Raw genomic sequence first — 1,347 nt, 5'->3', positions numbered from 1 at the left:
TGTGAGAAGAGGTAGCTATCAAAGATGACGTTATTGAGTACGACATTGTCATTTAACTATAATATACATTATGCGCACTCATATTGTAATGGCTCAATAGTAATGTCCGTCTCTGACCAAATATAGACATGTCCGCGCTACAGTCTCACCACAGCGATCACTGCTTTCAAAGGATGAGACTCATGACGGCATACGGAACGGAGTTTTTCTCAATGAGAGATGTAAACCGACTCAGGATCCTTCAGGATGTCATCGACCGCAACCTGCGTCCTGGTCTGGCAGCCGAAATGCTCGGTATCACGCCGCGCCATTGCAGCCGTCTGCTGAAACGTTATCGTCAGTCCGGGCCACTGGGCATGAATGGCTTTGTTGAATAAATAAGATTTCGTGCGAACGACCCTGTAGCTGGCTGGATTTTCAGGCAATACGCACGCTTTCTGGCATCCCGGCCTTTGTCATCCTGTTCAACGCACGCACCATGGCCATAGCTTCCGATACCTGACCATCGTAGTCACGCAGCGTCAGTGAATCTCCCAACAACTGCTTCATTCTGTACATTGCCGTTTCCGCTATCGAGCGACGGTTATATTCCGTTGTCCATTTCCACCGTGCATTGCTTCCGCTCAGCCGCTGATTAGCAACGGCACGGTTGCGGTCTGCGTACTCACCGGGCCAGTAACCTGCTCCTTTTCGGGGAGGAATAAGCGCGCTGATTTTTTTGCGGCGCAGTTCATCGTGACAGAGCCGGGTATCGTAAGCCCCGTCTGCCGCGGCTGCCCTGATTTTTCTGTGAGTCTGCCGGATAAGGCCCGGGAAGGCTTCTGAGTCCGTGACGTTATTCAGCGACAGGTCTGCACAGACAACTTCATGTGTGTTGCTGTCAACAGCAAGATGCAACTTTCGCCAGATACGACGGCGCTCTTTGCCGTGCTTTCTGACTTTCCATTCGCCTTCACCAAAGACCTTCAGCCCGGTGGAATCAATCACCAGGTGTGCGATTTCACCCCGGGTGGACGTTTTGAAACTGACATTAACCGACTTTGCCCGCTTACTGACACTGGTGTAATCCGGGCAGCGCAACGGAACGTTCATCAGGGCAAAAATGGAATCAATAAAACCCTGCGCAGCCCGCAGGGTCAGCCGGAATACGCGTTTAATCACCAGAACGGTGGTGATGGCGAGATCAGAATAGCGCTGGGGCCTTCCTCGTGATGAAGGCGTTGCCGACTCATACCAGGCCTGAATCGCCTCATCATCCAGCCAGAAAGTGAGGGAGCCACGGTTGATGAGAGCTTTGTTGTAGGTGGACCAGGTTGGTGATTCGTGTAACTTTTGCTTTGCCAACGG

At 52.0% G+C, this 1,347-nt stretch carries 1 protein-coding gene and 1 pseudogene; one reads left to right on the top strand and one right to left on the bottom strand.

All coding sequences use genetic code 11. The features are described from left to right. Positions 1–182: 182 nt before the first annotated feature. Positions 183–362 (top strand): annotated as a pseudogene (locus tag HMPREF1024_RS00140) (helix-turn-helix domain-containing protein); the annotation flags it as partial. A 55-nt stretch (positions 363–417) separates the two neighbouring features. On the opposite strand, the gene HMPREF1024_RS00145 reads toward HMPREF1024_RS00140, so the two are convergent. Next, positions 418–1,344 carry an IS5 family transposase gene (locus HMPREF1024_RS00145; protein ID WP_050543127.1) on the bottom strand — a complete coding sequence of 309 codons (927 nt, stop codon included), beginning with the start codon at positions 1,342–1,344 and terminating at the stop codon, positions 418–420. Positions 1,345–1,347 lie beyond the last annotated feature (3 nt).

Origin of the sequence: Klebsiella sp. 4_1_44FAA, from assembly GCF_000238715.1 — a bacterium.
Taxonomy (GTDB): Bacteria; Pseudomonadota; Gammaproteobacteria; order Enterobacterales; family Enterobacteriaceae; genus Klebsiella; species Klebsiella pneumoniae.
Note: the sequence above shows the minus strand (reverse complement) of the source record. Positions and strands in the feature narration are given on the sequence as shown.